Source organism: Pseudomonas sp. E102, from assembly GCF_052660185.1.
This window is the reverse complement of the sequence record NZ_CP084025.1, coordinates 2,261,578-2,276,730: the sequence shown is the minus strand read 5'-3', so window position 1 is coordinate 2,276,730 and position 15,153 is coordinate 2,261,578. Positions and strand designations below refer to the sequence as shown.

At 61.7% G+C, this 15,153-nt stretch carries 11 protein-coding genes; 7 read left to right on the top strand and 4 right to left on the bottom strand.

Going from position 1 to position 15,153, the window contains the following annotated elements; translation table 11 throughout:
• Positions 1 to 78: 78 nt before the first annotated feature.
• Positions 79 to 1,266, bottom strand: coding sequence for a XylR family transcriptional regulator (locus DOCECA_RS10175; protein ID WP_420763739.1), 1,188 nt, complete (start codon positions 1,264 to 1,266; stop codon positions 79 to 81).
• A gap of 154 nt (positions 1,267 to 1,420) precedes the next feature.
• Here DOCECA_RS10175 and xylA point away from each other — a divergent pair, with 154 nt between their 5' ends.
• The 6 genes from xylA to leuD all read left to right on the top strand — a co-directional run bounded on the left by xylA (position 1,421) and on the right by leuD (position 8,928).
• Positions 1,421 to 2,737: a xylose isomerase gene (gene xylA, locus DOCECA_RS10170; RefSeq protein WP_434701968.1), complete on the top strand. Its 1,317-nt coding sequence runs from the start codon at positions 1,421 to 1,423 to the stop codon at positions 2,735 to 2,737.
• A 147-nt stretch (positions 2,738 to 2,884) separates the two neighbouring features.
• Positions 2,885 to 3,886 carry a D-xylose ABC transporter substrate-binding protein gene (gene xylF / locus DOCECA_RS10165; protein ID WP_445571908.1) on the top strand — a complete coding sequence of 334 codons (1,002 nt, stop codon included), beginning with the start codon at positions 2,885 to 2,887 and terminating at the stop codon, positions 3,884 to 3,886.
• A gap of 163 nt (positions 3,887 to 4,049) precedes the next feature.
• The gene (gene xylG / locus DOCECA_RS10160; protein WP_434701967.1) at positions 4,050 to 5,606 is read left to right on the top strand and encodes a D-xylose ABC transporter ATP-binding protein; all 1,557 of its coding nucleotides are present in this window, start codon (positions 4,050 to 4,052) and stop codon (positions 5,604 to 5,606) included.
• Positions 5,607 to 6,743 (top strand): sugar ABC transporter permease, encoded by a 1,137-nt coding sequence (locus DOCECA_RS10155; protein WP_420763736.1) that lies wholly within the window; start codon positions 5,607 to 5,609, stop codon positions 6,741 to 6,743. It begins immediately after the preceding gene.
• A gap of 154 nt (positions 6,744 to 6,897) precedes the next feature.
• Positions 6,898 to 8,319: a 3-isopropylmalate dehydratase large subunit gene (gene leuC, locus DOCECA_RS10150; RefSeq protein WP_434647713.1), complete on the top strand. Its 1,422-nt coding sequence runs from the start codon at positions 6,898 to 6,900 to the stop codon at positions 8,317 to 8,319.
• Positions 8,320 to 8,322: 3 nt separating this feature from the next.
• Positions 8,323 to 8,928, top strand: coding sequence for a 3-isopropylmalate dehydratase small subunit (gene leuD / locus DOCECA_RS10145; protein WP_445571907.1), 606 nt, complete (start codon positions 8,323 to 8,325; stop codon positions 8,926 to 8,928).
• A 65-nt stretch (positions 8,929 to 8,993) separates the two neighbouring features.
• Here the strand turns inward: leuD and DOCECA_RS10140 are convergent, their stop codons facing one another.
• Positions 8,994 to 9,911 (bottom strand): LysR substrate-binding domain-containing protein, encoded by a 918-nt coding sequence (locus DOCECA_RS10140; protein WP_445571906.1) that lies wholly within the window; start codon positions 9,909 to 9,911, stop codon positions 8,994 to 8,996.
• 61 nt (positions 9,912 to 9,972) lie between these two features.
• On the bottom strand, positions 9,973 to 11,577 hold the full coding sequence (treA, locus tag DOCECA_RS10135; protein ID WP_434606028.1) for an alpha,alpha-trehalase TreA: 1,605 nt from the start codon (positions 11,575 to 11,577) through the stop codon (positions 9,973 to 9,975).
• A gap of 147 nt (positions 11,578 to 11,724) precedes the next feature.
• Between treA and DOCECA_RS10130 the strand changes: the two genes are divergently transcribed.
• Complete coding sequence (locus DOCECA_RS10130; RefSeq protein ID WP_434606030.1) at positions 11,725 to 13,026, top strand: SDR family oxidoreductase; 1,302 nt, start codon at positions 11,725 to 11,727, stop codon at positions 13,024 to 13,026.
• 20 nt (positions 13,027 to 13,046) lie between these two features.
• On the opposite strand, the gene DOCECA_RS10125 is transcribed toward DOCECA_RS10130, so the two are convergent.
• Positions 13,047 to 15,047: a sigma-54 interaction domain-containing protein gene (locus tag DOCECA_RS10125; RefSeq protein WP_445571905.1), complete on the bottom strand. Its 2,001-nt coding sequence runs from the start codon at positions 15,045 to 15,047 to the stop codon at positions 13,047 to 13,049.
• Positions 15,048 to 15,153 lie beyond the last annotated feature (106 nt).

The window sequence follows — 15,153 nt, the reverse complement described above, 5'->3', positions numbered from 1 at the left end:
CGCTCGGCCAAGATGAAACCGACGGACCTCCCCCGACGCAGCTGACCGTCGATTAACGCCTCACCACAGGAGCCCGGCCTACTCGCTCACCACGCTCGCGCCCTGCTGATACTCCCGAGGCGTACAACCGAACTCGCGACGAAACACCGTGTGCAGGTATTGCGCCGACTTGAAGCCGCAATTGCGGGCGATGTCGGCGATCGCCGAGTCGGTGTTTTCCAAGCCGTTGGCCGCCGCGGCCAATTTGAAGCGCAGGATTTCGTCATGAACGCTGCAACCTCGCTCCTTGCGAAAATGCGCTTCCAGGGATGAGCGCGAGACACCGACATACGCCGCCACTTGCGCGGTCTTGATGCCCTGGCATGCGTACTGGCGGATGAACAACAGCGCTTGCATCACATAAGGATTGCCCAGCGGCTGGTGCAAACTGGATGTCTGCACATTGATCGCATCCGGCGGGATCAGCACCTGCGTGCCTGTGGACGGCATGCCATGCAGCATCTGGTGGAGCAGCCGCGCGGCGGTCCGACCCATCGTTTCGGTGCCCTGCACCACGGAGCTCAGCGGCACCCGAGTCAGGCTGCGGGTCAGTGGATCGTTGTCGATGCCGATCAACGCCACCTGCTCCGGAACAGCAATACCGGCGGTCAGGCAAGCCTGCAACAGCTGGCGGGCTCGCGCATCGCTGACGGCGATGATGCCGATGGGTTTGGGCAGGCTTTGCAGCCAGGCGATCTGCTGTTCGACGGCGCTGTCCCAGAGCGGCGCGCTGGTGCCCATGCCGCGATAGACCTCGGCGTGCAGACCATCGCGCAGCATCAACCGGCGAAAGGCTTTCTCCCGTTCCTGGGCCCAGCGATTGGCTTGGGACTCCGGCAGGCTGAAACAGGCGAATCGCGTCAGTCCGGCTTCGATCAGATGTTCGTAAGCCAATTTGATCAGCCCATGGTTATCCGTGGCGACATAGGGAATGCCCTTGGGATAGGCGCGCTCGTCCTGGTACGAGCCGCCCACCGCCACCACGGGCATCTTGATCCCGGCCAGCGCCTCGCCGATCAGCGGGTCGTCGAAGTCGGCGATGATCCCGTCGCCCTGCCAACGCTCGATCCCTTTCAACCTGCATAGGAAATCTTCCTCGAGAAACAGATCCCAGGACGCGCGGGTACTGCTCAGGTAGTTACCGATGCCGCTGATGATGCCTCGGTCGTAGATCTTGCTGCCGTTGAACAAAAGGGCGATGCGGTGGACGGGCGGGACGATTTTCATTGTAAGAACCCTAGGCCGGTGGACAGAGACTAGGCGCGCGGACGGCGAATCTCAATACTCAAAATCGAACTGTCCTTTGATGATTTTCATAATCAGCGGCGCCAGGGGCGGCGTTAGTATCAGGTCACCGCCAAGAATAAAAAGGAAACCGTCCATGTCGTACTTCCCCGATGTTCAGCCGATCCGCTATGAGGGCCCGGGCAGCGACTCGCCGCTCGCTTTCCGGCACTACGATGCCGACAAACTGATCCTCGGCAAACCCATGCGCGAGCACCTGCGCATGGCGGTCTGCTATTGGCACACCTTTGTCTGGCCGGGGTCCGATGTGTTCGGTGCGGGAACCTTCAAACGCCCATGGCAGCACGCAGGGGACCCGATGGAAGTGGCCATCGGCAAGGCCGAGGCGGCGTTCGAGTTTTTCTCCAAGCTGGGCATCGACTACTACTGCTTCCACGACACCGATGTCGCGCCGGAAGGCCAATCGTTGAAGGAATACCGCAACCACTTCGCGCAAATGGTCGATCACCTCGAGCGTCACCAGGAACAGACCGGCATCAAGCTGCTCTGGGGCACCGCCAACTGCTTCAGCAACCCGCGTTTTGCCGCCGGCGCCGCCAGCAACCCTGACCCGCAAGTCTTCGCCTGCGCCGCCGCCCAGGTGTTCAGCGCCATGAATGCCACCCAGCGCCTCAAGGGCTCCAACTACGTGTTGTGGGGCGGCCGCGAAGGCTACGAAACCCTGCTCAATACTGACCTGTCCCGCGAACGCGAGCAACTGGGCCGGTTCATGCGCATGGTGGTCGAGCATAAATACAAGATCGGCTTCAAGGGCGACCTGCTGATCGAGCCCAAGCCCCAGGAGCCGACCAAGCACCAGTACGATTACGACAGCGCCACGGTGTTCGGCTTTCTGCAGCAGTTCGGCCTGGAAAAAGAGATCAAGGTCAACATCGAGGCCAACCATGCGACCCTGGCCGGGCACAGTTTCCATCATGAAATCGCCACGGCGGTCTCCCTGGGGATCTTCGGCAGCATCGACGCCAACCGGGGCGATCCGCAGAACGGCTGGGACACCGATCAGTTCCCCAACAGTGTCGAAGAAATGACCCTGGCCACCTACGAGATCCTGAAGGCCGGAGGCTTCGGCAACGGCGGTTTCAACTTCGATTCCAAGGTACGCCGCCAGAGCTTGGACGACGTCGACTTGTTCCACGGCCATGTCGCGGCCATGGACGTGCTCGCCCTTTCGTTGGAACGCGCAGCCGCCATGGTGCAGGACGATCAGTTGCAGAAATTCAAGGACCAGCGCTACGCCGGCTGGCAGCAGCCGTTCGGCAAGGCGCTGCTCGCGGGGGACTACAGCCTCGAATCCCTGGCCGAGCATGCATTCACCAACGAGCTGAATCCGCAGGCGGTCAGCGGTCGGCAGGAAATGCTCGAAAACGTCGTCAACCGGTTCATCTACTCCTGACGGCAGGCGACTTTGCGGGCGCGGGGAGGCTGTTACATTCGCGCGACAAATCTGTGCCCGCAACGCCGCGCAACGCTCTACAGTTCTACCGGCATCACGTTCTCGTCAGGCAGTGTCTTTCAAAAAACAATAAAAGGACGCACCACCATGAAAACATTCAAACGTACCCTGCTCGCCGGCGCCCTCGCCCTGCTATCGCTCCCGGCCATGGCCGACGCCACCCACCCCAAGATCGGTTTCTCCATCGATGACCTGCGTCTGGAACGCTGGTCCCGCGATAGAGACTACTTCGTCGCGGCGGCAGAAAAACTCGACGCCAAGGTTTATGTCCAGTCCGCCGATGCCAACGAGCAGAAGCAGATTTCCCAGATCGAAAACCTGATTTCCCGTGGCGTCGACGTCATCGTGATCGTGCCGTTCAACGCCACTGTGCTGACCAACGCCGTCGCCGAAGCCAAGAAGGCCGGGATCAAGGTGGTGTCCTATGACCGGCTGATCCTCAACGCCGACATCGACGCTTACATTTCCTTCGATAACGAAAAGGTCGGCGAGATGCAGGCCGGCGGCGTGTTGAAGGCAGCGCCCAAGGGCAACTACTTCCTACTCGGCGGCGCGCCTACCGACAACAACGCCAAAATCCTGCGTGAAGGCCAGATGAAGGTGCTGCAACCGGCCATCGACAAGGGCGACATCAAGATTGTCGGCCAGCAATGGGTGAAGGAATGGAACCCCACCGAAGCCCTGAGCATCGTCGAAAACGCCCTGACCCGGAACAACAACAAAATCGACGGCATCGTCGCCTCCAACGACGCCACCGCTGGCGGCGCCATCCAGGCCCTGGCCGCGCAAAAGCTGGCCGGCAAGGTGCCGATCTCCGGCCAGGACGCCGACTTGGCGGCGGTCAAGCGGGTGATCGACGGCACCCAGGCCATGACGGTCTACAAGCCCTTAAAGCTGATCGCCTCCGAAGCCGCCAAGCTTTCGGTACAACTGGCGCGCAACGAAATGCCCACCTACAGCTCGCAGTACGACAATGGCAACAAGAAAGTCGACACCATCCTGCTCACGCCTACCGCGCTGACCAAGGACAACATCGACCTGCTGGAAAAGGACGGGTTCTACACCAAGGCGCAGATCGCGGGGCAGTGACCCGGGAGCAGCTCTTTGGATAGCAAAAATCCTTGTGGGAGCGAGCCTGCTCGCGATGGCGGCGGCACAGTGAATGCAGATGCAAGCTGACCTATCGCTTCGCGAGCAGGCTCGCTCCCACAGGTTTTATGTTGTGTGAGCCCCTTTCTTACGAGCCCTCGCCATGTCTGAATACCTGCTGCAAATGAACGGCATCGTCAAGACCTTCGGCGGTGTCAAGGCCCTGAACGGCATCGACATCAAGGTCAGGCCGGGTGAATGCGTCGGCCTGTGCGGCGAGAACGGCGCCGGCAAATCCACCTTGATGAAAGTCCTATCGGCGGTCTATCCCTACGGCACCTGGGAGGGTGAGATTCTCTGGGACGGCCAGCCGCTGAAGGCGCAATCGATCAGCGAAACCGAAGCTGCCGGCATCGTCATCATTCACCAGGAACTGACCCTGGTGCCCGACCTGTCGGTGGCCGAAAACATCTTCATGGGCCACGAGCTGACCTTGCCCGGCGGACGCATGAATTACCCCGCGATGATCCACCGCGCCGAAGCCCTGATGCGTGAACTCAAGGTGCCGGACATGAACGTCTCGCTGCCGGTTTCGCAGTACGGCGGTGGCTACCAGCAATTGGTCGAGATCGCCAAGGCCCTGAACAAACAGGCGCGCCTGCTGATCCTCGACGAGCCTTCCTCGGCCCTGACCCGCTCGGAAATCGAAGTGCTGCTGGACATCATCCGCGACCTCAAGGCCAAGGGCGTGGCGTGCGTCTACATCTCCCACAAGCTCGATGAAGTGGCCGCCGTGTGCGACACCATCGCGGTGATACGCGATGGCAAACACATCGCCACCACTGCCATGGCCGACATGGATATTCCCAAGATCATCACGCAAATGGTCGGGCGGGAGATGAGTAACCTCTACCCCACCGAACCCCACGCTATCGGCGAGGTGATTTTCGAGGCACGCCATGTGACCTGCTACGACGTCGACAACCCCAGGCGCAAACGCGTCGACGACATTTCGTTCGTGCTCAAGCGCGGCGAAATCCTTGGCATCGCCGGGTTGGTGGGTGCGGGTCGCACGGAGCTGGTGTCGGCGTTGTTCGGCGCTTACCCCGGTCGTCACGAAGGCGAAGTCTGGCTGGACGGCCAGCGCATTGACAGCAGCACGCCCCTCAAGTCGATCCGGGCGGGCCTGTGCATGGTCCCTGAAGATCGCAAGCGCCAGGGCATCATCCCGGACCTGGGCGTCGGCCAGAACATCACCCTGGCGGTCCTGGAAAACTTCTCGAAGATGACCCGCATCGACGCCGAGGCCGAGCTGGGCAGCATCGACCGGGAAATCTCGCGCATGCACCTCAAGACCGCGAGCCCGTTCCTGCCGATCACCAGCCTTTCCGGTGGCAACCAGCAGAAAGCTGTGCTGGCGAAGATGCTCCTGACCAAGCCTCGGGTATTGATTCTCGACGAACCCACCCGGGGCGTGGACGTCGGCGCCAAGTACGAGATCTACAAGCTGATGGGCGCGCTGGCGGCCGAAGGCGTGTCGATCATCATGGTGTCCTCGGAACTGGCCGAAGTGCTGGGTGTGTCGGACCGCGTGCTGGTGATCGGCGAGGGGCAACTGCGCGGCGATTTCATCAACCAGGAATTGACCCAGGAACAGGTGCTTGCCGCCGCGCTCAGCCATCCCGAAAGCAATAACAACAATGATCGGAAGTCCGCGTAGATGAACCAAGTCAAACAAGTGTTCACCCGCTACAAAATGCTCGCCCTGGTGATTGCCGTGGCGGTCATCTGGTTGTTCTTCAGCTGGCAGACCGAGGGCGGGTTCCTGACTCCGCGCAACCTCTCCAACCTGCTGCGGCAGATGTCCATCACCGGCATCCTGGCTTGCGGCATGGTGCTGGTGATCATCAGTGGCGAGATCGATTTGTCGGTGGGCTCGTTGCTCGGTTTATTGGGAGGTCTGGCGGCGATACTCGATGTGGTCTATCACATCCCGCTGCTGGCGAACCTGAGCCTGGTCGCCCTGTGTGGGCTGATGATCGGCCTGGCCAACGGCTACATGACCGCCTACCTGCGCATCCCCTCCTTCATCGTCGGCCTGGGTGGCATGCTGGCGTTTCGCGGAATCCTGCTGGGCATCACTGGCGGCACCACCATCGCGCCGGTATCGCCGGAGCTGGTTTACGTCGGCCAGGGTTACCTGCCCCACGCAGTCGGCACGGGCCTGGGCGTGTTGTTGTTCGCGCTGACGCTTTTCCTGACCTGGAAACAGCGCCGCAACCGCGCGCTGCATGGCCTCGCGGCCCATTCCCTGACGCGGGACGTGGCGCGGGTGGTGTTGATCGGCGCCGTGCTGGCCGGGTTCGTCTATACGCTCAACAGCTACGACGGGATCCCGGTTCCGGTGCTGCTGCTGTTGGTTCTGCTGGGGGTGTTCAGCTACGTGACCAGCCAAACCGTATTCGGCAGGCGCGTCTATTCCGTGGGAAGTAACATGGAGGCCACGCGCCTGTCTGGCATCAATGTACAGGCAGTGAAGCTGTGGATCTTCGGCATCATGGGCGTGATGTGCGCCCTCGCCGGCATGGTCAACACCGCGCGCCTTGCCGCCGGCTCGCCCTCGGCGGGCAACATGGGCGAACTGGACGCTATCGCCGCCTGCTTTATCGGCGGCACATCCATGCGCGGTGGCTCGGGCACGGTCTACGGCGCGCTGCTGGGCGCGCTGGTCATCACCAGCCTGGACAACGGCATGTCCATGCTCGACGTCGACAGCTACTGGCAGATGATCGTCAAGGGCAGCATTTTGGTCCTGGCCGTGTGGGTGGATGTCAGCACCCGCACCGCCCGACGCTGACCCATACCGATTCGGGGCAACCATGGATGGCCGCCCCACTCCCCGTCATGATTGATCACAATCCGTGTGCAACGCCTTCACCGCTGGGCTCTTGATGCGACGCCGGCAGCCAATATGCTGTGGGCAGACCCGCCAAAAATGAAGAAGCGCCTGCATGAACAGCCCCCGAACGCTCTATCAAAAGCACATCGACAGCCATACCGTTTGCCCGTTGGACGATCAGGGCCACGTGCTGTTGTACATCGACCGCCAGGTCGCCAACGAATACACCAGCCCGCAAGCCTTCAGCGGCCTTCGTGAAAACGGCCGCAGCGTCTGGCGGCCGAGCGCGACGCTGGCGGTGGTCGATCACGTCAACCCGACGGCGCCCCAGCGCATCGCAGCCATGCCGGATGCCGGCGGCGCCCGGCAGGTCTCGTACTTCGCAGAAAACTGCCGGGACTTCGGCATCGAACTGTTCGACGTGCTGGACAAACGCCAGGGCATCGAGCACGTCGTTGCCCCCGAGCAAGGCTTCATCCTGCCGGGCATGGTGGTGGCCGCGGGCGACAGCCACACCACGACATACGGTGCGTTGGGGGCCTTTGGTTTTGGCATCGGCACGTCTGAAATCGAACACCTGCTGGCTACGCAAACGCTGGTCTACAAGCGCCTGAAAACCTTGCGCGTCACGGTCAACGGCACGCTTGGGGCAGGTGTCACCGCCAAGGACATCATCATGGCGCTGATCGAAAGGATCGGCGCCTCGGGCGCCACCGGTTATGCGATCGAATTCACCGGCCCGGCAATCACCGCCCTTAGCGTCGAAGCCCGCATGACCATCTGCAACATGGCCGTGGAAGCCGGCGCCCGGGGCGCGTTCATGGCGCCGGATGACAAGGTTTTTGCCTATCTGCAAAGCAAGCCCCGCGCTCCCAGGGGCGAGCTGTGGAAACGGGCCGTGACCAAATGGCGAGCCCTGCACAGCGATGAAGGCGCGGTGTTCGACCGGGAAGTGACGCTCGATGTCGACGCGTTGGAACCCATGGTCACCTGGGGCACCAGCCCTGACCAGGCTGCACCGATCGGAAGCCAGGTACCCGACCCTGCGACAGAACCCGACCTGATCCTGCGCCAAGGCCTGCAGCGTGCCCTCAACTACATGGGTCTGACGCCAGGCATGCCGCTCGCCGACGTGGTCATCAACCATGCTTTCATCGGCTCGTGCACCAACGCGCGGATTGAAGACTTGCGCGATGCGGCGCGTGTCGTACAGGGCAAGCACGTTGCCGCCCATGTGCGCGCGATGATCGTGCCCGGCTCGACCATGGTGCGCGAACAGGCCGAAGAAGAAGGCCTGGCGGCAATATTTCGCGAAGCCGGTTTCGAATGGCGCCAATCCGGCTGTTCGATGTGCCTGGCGATGAACGATGACGTGCTCGCCCCTGGGGATCGCTGCGCCTCCAGTACCAATCGCAACTTCGAAGGACGCCAGGGCGCCGGCGCGCGCACCCACTTGATGAGCCCGGCCATGGTGGCCGCCGCCGCGATTGCTGGTCATTTGACCGATGTTCGTTCACTGCTGCCGGAGGCCTGAAGCATGCAACCCTTCAATACTGTAACTGGCACCGCCGCCCCGCTGCTGGCCGCCAACATCGACACCGACGTGATCATGCCCAAGCAGTTCCTCAAGGGCATCGACCGCAACGGGCTGGACCGTGGCCTGTTCTTCGACTTGAAGTGGCTGGGCAACGGCGATCCCAATCCTGAATTCGTGCTCAACAAACCGGGCTGGCGCGGCGCAACGTTCCTGGTGGTGGGGGAAAACTTCGGATGTGGCTCAAGCCGCGAACATGCGGTGTGGGGTTTGAAGCAAGTGGGCATCCGGGCGTTGATCGGCAGCAGCTTCGCCGGGATCTTCTATGACAATTGCCAGCGTAACGGGGTGTTGGTCATTCAATTGCCCGAAGCGCAACTCAAGAGACTCGCGCAGACGATCAGCCGCGCCGAAACCGCCAGCATCAGCGTTAACCTGCCGGCGCAACAGATCAGATTGGCGGACGGTGAGCTAATTTCTTTCGAGATCGACGAGCTGCGCAAGCAATCCTTGCTGCTCGGCCTGGATGCCATTGGCACGACCCTTCAACGTGCAGACCAGATACGCCGTTTCGAAAGCCGGCACCTGGCGGAAAATCCCTGGCTGTAGCGTAACGTCCAACCACTGAGGAAGACTATGGGAGCGAGCCTGCTCGCGAAAGCGGTGCTGCTCTTCTACCCAGCCGACAAGTCCCGAAAACACGTCTCAAGAAATTCAACGCAAACCCGCAGCTTCGCCGACTGACTGAGCCGGGTGGGATACACCGCCCAGACGTTGGCGCTTTGCGAATACGCCGGCAGCACCTGAACCAACCGCCCCTGTTCAAGCAGGGGCCCGGCGTCCCACATCGAGCGCAGCAGGATCCCGCCGCCGCTCAACGCCCACTCCAGGACAATCTCGCCGCTGTTGGAGGACAACGGGCCGCCGACGCGCACAGTCTCCTGCACCCCATCCTTGCTCAAAGTCCAGATGCCGAAGGCGTTGTCGCGCTCCTTGAGCACCAGGCAATCATGGTCCTTGAGGTCATCGAGCGAACGCGGTGTGCCCCGTCGTTCCAGATACCCGGGGGCTGCGCAGAGCACGCGTCGATTGCTCACCAGCTTGCGGCCCAGGTGCTGCCCTGGCAGGTCATCACCGACGCGGATCTCAAGGTCGAACCCCTCGCCAACGATATCGACGACGCGGTCGAACACATCCAGTCGGATGTCGAGGCCAGGGTACGTCTGCGACAGCTTGCCGATTGCCGGCGCGACATGGTTGCGGCCAAAACCAAAGCTGCTGCAGATATGCAACGAGCCGGTGGGCTGATGGCGAGCCCGGGCGATCTCACCGACGAACTCATCGAAATCCCCCAGCAGCTTTTCGGCCCACACCCGCACGCGCTCGCCGTCGTCGGTCAATGCGATGCGCCGGGTCGTGCGATGCAGCAGTCGGGTAGCGAGCGTCGACTCCAATACCGAGATGCGCTTGCTGATATAGGCCGGTGAATAGCCCAATGCCTCGGCCGCGCTGGCAAAGCCATTCTTTCGGACGACAGTCAGAAAGACCTTCAGGTCCTCCGGCAAGGGGAATTGATCACGGGTTGTGTTCATCGGCTCTACCGCAGCGCTATTCTTCGCAATTTCGCGAAGAATAGCACTGAAGCGGCCCGGCTCAACCGCCGTATTTGCCCAGCAATTTAAGCGTCACGCCGTTCGTCCAGCCAAAGCCATCCTGCAATTCATACTCGCCCCCGCCCCCACCGTCGCCTTGACCGGACAAGTCGTACTTCTCGACCAGTTTGTCTTCCTTGCGGTAGAGATCCTGGACCTGTTGCAGAAAACGGCTGCCAACCTCCCTGGCCAGGTCGGTTTGGCCGTAGCGCTCCAACCCCTCGACCGCCACCCATTGCAGGGGCGCCCAGCCATTGGGTTCATCCCACTGCTGGCCGTTATTGACCTGGGTGGTGGCGATGCCGCCGGGACGCAGCAAGCCCTTGCGCACGGCGTCGGCAGTGCGGTTGGCGCGTTCGCTGGAAGCCAGGCCGGTATAGAGCGGGAACAGCGTCGCGGCAGTGAGTGCCGGGCGCTGCCGGTTCTGCTGCCAATCGTAGTCCACGTAATAACCGCCTTCGGCGTTCCACAGGTACGTCTCGATGGCGCGCTGGCGTTGCTCGGCCCGTTGCCCATAGGCTTGGGTACACGGCGTGTTCCGCACCGTTTCACAGGCCTTGGCGATGGTGCGCTCCAAGTGATACATCAGGCTGTTCAGGTCCACGGGTGCGATGGAGGTCGTGCGAATGGTCGCCAGGTTTTTACCGTCTCCCAGCCAGCGGGAACTGAAATCCCAGCCGCTTTCAGCGCCTGCGCGCAAGTCGCGCCAGACTTCTTGCTTGGGCCTGTCGGCTGCCTGTTCAGCGGTCTTGACGTCCTGCAGCCACGACTCCTGACGAGGCGTGGGGCTGGCGTCCCAATAGCGGTTGAGCACGCTGCCATCGGCAAGCTTGACGACGTGTCGCCCAGCCTCACCCGGCTTGAGGGTCTGCGCCCCTTCCATCCAGTAGGCATATTCTTTTTGCAGTTGCCCAAGGTAACGCCCGTAGGCCTGCTCGCCCTCGATATGCGCCTGCAATTCCACCATATAGGCAAAGAATGGCGGCTGCGATCGGCTCAGGTAGTAGGTGCGATTGCCGTTGGGAATGTGGCCGTAGGTGTCGATCATGTAGGCAAAGTTGTCGGCCATCTGGCGAACCTGCGTCTGGTCACCGCTTTGCTCCAACCCCAGCATGGTGAAATACGAATCCCAGTAATACATTTCTCGGAAACGCCCGCCTGGCACGACATAGGGCTGCGGCAACGGCAATAGACTGCTGTATTGCGGAACCTCGGTGTAGGTTCGGCTGAGCACCGGCCAGAGATTGTCGATGTGTTCCTTGATTGGCGCGCCGGGTTTTGGGGTCGGGCTCTCAGCCTGGCCTGACTCGACGAAGTTGTCCTTCACGAACCCGTTGAGATCGAAATCGGCACTGTCGCGGCGGGCCAGGTAATCGGCGCGAATCTGCGAGGGGTCGCGCTTGGGCAGCGCATCGACGAAGTGTTTTTGGTCAGTGAACAACTGTTTGCCTTGCACCGCCTCAAACAATTCGGGATAGGCCTGGTCGGGCGGCACGGGGGTGCGCCTTCGCGCGTCCTCGTAGCTCCATGTCGCAGGCGATTGGCTTGAGCATGCTGCGCACAACAACGCGGTGAAGGACAGGCTGGCGAGATAAACAGAACGCATCTGAGGCTCCTTGATGTGATCACTTCCTACAGCAATGACTGAAGAAAATGAGCCTCGGTTCACTCGAACTTCCTTTCCTCATTTCAATGGAACCCCCGTTTCACCCTCGCTCTCTATCGCAGAACCAACAGAGCGGAGGTGTTGATCATGATTTCCCCGGCAACCGGAATGAGGACGGGCGAACGCTATGCCGTCGAAAGCGTCGAGCGAGCGCCACATTTCCCCGGCTTTTTCCTTGATGGAAAGTATTACCTGGGCCCAGAACTGAACACCGCGGTGGGCTGGCTGGAGGGCGAAAAGTTTGTCTATGACCAACTCGACCCCGAGGGCGAGCCGGTGTACCCGGACAGGGTCGCCGGCACCGTCCAGGACCTGACGCTGATCATGGCGGACGGGGTGCGCCTGAAGCTTTCGCCCATGCAGCCCGAGATCCATCAGTCGACAGGCGAAACCGCCCCGAGCCGTAAGACGACGTCGTATCCCTTGTCGGAGAAACTGGTGGTCATCACCGGCGCTTCGAGCGGGATCGGCCGCGCCACCGCCCAGGCGTTTGCCAGGCAGCGCGCACGCCTGGTCCTGGCGGCACGCGACCGTGCGGCGCTCGATGAGGTCGTTGCCCAATGCCAGGCCCAGGGAGCCGACGCGTTGGCGGTGTGCACAGACGTCACCAGCAGTGAGCAAATGCAGGCGCTTGCCGCCGAAGCCGCAACGTTCGGTGACGGTCGCATTGACATCTGGATCAACAATGCCGGCGTGGGTGCGGTAGGCAGCTTCGAGCAGACGCCGCTCGATGTGCATGAGCAGGTCCTGCAAACCGATTTACTTGGCTACCTGCGCGGCGCCTACGTGGCCTGGCCGTATTTCAAGAAGCAACAACGCGGCATCCTGATCAATACCCTGTCGTTAGGCAGTTGGGTCGCCCAGCCTTACGCCGCCGCCTATTCCGCCAGCAAGTACGGACTGCGCGGGTTGTCCGAAGCCTTGCGCGGTGAGTTGGGGGAATACCGGGACATCCACGTCTGCGACATCTATCCCGCGGTCATCGATACGCCGGGTTTTCGCGATGGCGCCAACTTCACCGGCCACGCGCTGAAGCCACCACCACCGGTCTACGACCCCCATCGCGTCGCCGAGGCGATGGTCAGTTGCGCACTCAACCCCAAGCCCACCACCACCGTGGGCAGCGCCGCGACACTGGCAAGGATGGCGCATTTTCTTGTGCCCGGGTTTGCGCAACTTTCCGGCTGGCTGACACGCCGGGGCCTGGATCGCAGCCCGGCAATGGCTTCATCCTCCGGAAACCTGTTCTCCCCGCCCAGCGGCCAGCGACGTGTCGATGGCGGTTGGCGCAAGCCGACGCGGCGATCCGCGCCCCTGCTGGTGGCGGGCGCCGCATTGTTGATTGGTGGGTGCCTGGTGGCGCTGGGTCGGGAACGAAGTCGTCGCTGAAGCGGCGTCTGGGTATTGGCTCAGGCCAATCCCGAACGGAACGCTTCCACCTTGAGCCCGAATCGGTTCATCTTGTTGTACAAACCGCCACGGGAAACGTTCAACTGCCGGGCGGCCAGGCGGATATTGCCCCGCGTGTCCCTGAGGGCCGCGATGATCGCGTTCATTTCATGGGTACCTAGATCCACGGCTGCCCGCGGCTCGGGGACAAAATGCCGGGCCGCTGGCTGTCCTCCCTGCCTGATCTCCAACGCAAGATCACTCGCTTGGATCAGCTCGGTACCAGCCAGGTTGGTCGCGCGCTCAATGACGTTTTCCAGCTCACGGACGTTGCCCGGCCAGTGGTAGGCGCCCAAGAGCTCCAGCGCCTCCGGGGACAGGTCGCGCATGGGTTTTCGCAGCGACCGGGCGCAACGCGCAAGAAAATGCCGTGCCAGCATCGGCACGTCTTCGCGGCGCATGCGCAAGGGCGGCACCGTCAGGCCCAGCACGTTGAGGCGGTAATAAAGATCTTCGCGAAAAGCCCCTTCGGCCACGGCCTGGCTCAGGTTGCGATGGGTCGCAGCGATGATGCGCACGTTCACCCGCAACGATTTTTTCGCCCCCACCCGAGTGACTTCGCCTTCCTGCAGGACACGCAGCAAGCTGACTTGAGCATCGAATGACATGTCGCCGATTTCGTCGAGAAAGATCGTCCCGCCGTCAGCCAATTCGAACTTGCCCGCCGAACCGCCACGCACCGATCCGGTGAACGCGCCTTCGACATGGCCGAACAGTTCACTCTGGACCAGGTCGCGAGGAATGGCCCCGCAATTGACCGCAACGAAAGGTCCGCCGCAACGCTCGCTGCCATTGTGGATGGCCTGGGCAAACAGTTCCTTGCCGGTGCCGCTCTCCCCGAGAATCAGCGTGGTCGAATCGCTGCGGCTGGCGATTCGAGCCAGGTGCAATGCGTCCTGGATGGCGCGTGAATGGCCCTGGATGGTTTCGAAGGTATAGCTGGCCTGGGTACCCATGATGCGCCGGGTAATCTCGCGGATGCGCCGGTTCTCGCGCAATGAAACAATGCGACCGCCCTGCGCCAGGGGACAGACCGACACCAGGCAGGCCAGGTGGCTGCGATCGTGCAGCTCAAACGTACAGTCCAGGTCCCGTACTCCTTCCCCGGCCCTGCGCAGGATTTCATCGCTCAGTTCGGTCTGGCCCAGGCTCTGGAACGGCTTGCCCAGCCAGGCAGGGTCGACACGAAACAATTGCCGGGCGTAATGGTTGAGGGCCTTGATATTGTTTTTTTCATCCAATACGACCAAGCCCTCGTTGAGCACTTCCAAAACCGTTTGTTGTTCTTCCAGCAACGCTTGCAGCGCCATTTGCCTGGAAACAGCTTCGGCTGCAGCCTGGACGGTGCCCAAGGTGTGGAAGTGAAACCAGCCGGGCTCGGCCGTTAGGGTCAACATGGCCAGGGTCCGGCCATGGGCATCGCGGATGGGCGCGGCGGCACAATGCATCTGCCGCTGGCGCAGGCCGGCGCCGAAATTCTCGCCAGACAGCACGTATACCAAGCGGTCTTCAACCAGCGCCAGGCCGGTGCAATTGGTGCCCTGTACCGATTCAAGCAAGCGACTGCCGATGGGTGTGAGGTCCAAGCCACAGAAGTACAAGGTGGTGCCCTGGGCATCCGTGAGGTTGATATGCCCGTTGGGATTGTAGGCAAGCAGGCCGCGCATGACCTGCGCCGCCGCGGCGATCAACAGTCGATTCGCCGTCAGTGTGGCGGTCAGCTCGGCAGGCGAGACAAAACGGTACTCGCCGTCTGCCGAGTCGAGGCCGGCATCGACGCTACGCTGCCAGGAACTCCAGATAACCTGCCGGACACCTTCAGGACGCTCGGTGACGCCGCTCAAGCAGGCTCGCCAGGCTTCATCCAGCGCCGGGCTTGATCCGCCATTCAATGACGCAGGCCCCAGGGCAGTCAGGTAATCACGGTCTTCAACGCTCAACGTCATCGGCTGTGTGTTCATGGCGGGCTCTATGTACATACTTTTGACATGTCAGTATAGGCATGTCTTCTAAATGGACACATGCAATCACAAAGCACCAATAAAACCCTTTATTTTCAGGCTGTTA

Coding starts and splice junctions, on each gene's coding strand:
- DOCECA_RS10175 (WP_420763739.1), bottom strand. CDS start 1,266: ATGAAAATCGTCCCGCCCGTCCACCGCATCGCCCTTTTGTTCAACGGC.
- xylA (WP_434701968.1), top strand. CDS start 1,421: ATGTCGTACTTCCCCGATGTTCAGCCGATCCGCTATGAGGGCCCGGGC.
- xylF (WP_445571908.1), top strand. CDS start 2,885: ATGAAAACATTCAAACGTACCCTGCTCGCCGGCGCCCTCGCCCTGCTA.
- xylG (WP_434701967.1), top strand. CDS start 4,050: ATGTCTGAATACCTGCTGCAAATGAACGGCATCGTCAAGACCTTCGGC.
- DOCECA_RS10155 (WP_420763736.1), top strand. CDS start 5,607: ATGAACCAAGTCAAACAAGTGTTCACCCGCTACAAAATGCTCGCCCTG.
- leuC (WP_434647713.1), top strand. CDS start 6,898: ATGAACAGCCCCCGAACGCTCTATCAAAAGCACATCGACAGCCATACC.
- leuD (WP_445571907.1), top strand. CDS start 8,323: ATGCAACCCTTCAATACTGTAACTGGCACCGCCGCCCCGCTGCTGGCC.
- DOCECA_RS10140 (WP_445571906.1), bottom strand. CDS start 9,911: ATGAACACAACCCGTGATCAATTCCCCTTGCCGGAGGACCTGAAGGTC.
- treA (WP_434606028.1), bottom strand. CDS start 11,577: ATGCGTTCTGTTTATCTCGCCAGCCTGTCCTTCACCGCGTTGTTGTGC.
- DOCECA_RS10130 (WP_434606030.1), top strand. CDS start 11,725: ATGATTTCCCCGGCAACCGGAATGAGGACGGGCGAACGCTATGCCGTC.
- DOCECA_RS10125 (WP_445571905.1), bottom strand. CDS start 15,047: ATGAACACACAGCCGATGACGTTGAGCGTTGAAGACCGTGATTACCTG.